A 204-nucleotide genomic window follows, 5' to 3' on the forward strand; every position below is an offset into this window, starting at 1 on the left:
GCGCATACCGAAACCGGAGGTGAAGGTGCCCTCGGCCGGCTTGACGACGGAGGAGGCATTGGCAAGGCGTTCTGCCTCCGTGGCAGCGGCAGCCTCAGCAGCGGCGGCTTCGGTACGCTCAGCGGCGTATTCCACCGCCTTGTCCAGCTGCTCCTCGAGGTTGGCTACCGGCTTATACTCCGGGATCGCCAAGATCTGCGGTGC

General features: G+C 65.7%; 1 pseudogene. It reads right to left on the reverse strand.

The annotated features are described in order from the left end of the window. A pseudogene (locus tag NYP18_RS15365) lies at positions 1 to 204 on the reverse strand (M23 family peptidase); the annotation flags it as partial.

The sequence above is a fragment of the Corynebacterium lemuris genome, from assembly GCF_024919295.1.
Taxonomy (GTDB): Bacteria; Actinomycetota; Actinomycetes; order Mycobacteriales; family Mycobacteriaceae; genus Corynebacterium; species Corynebacterium lemuris.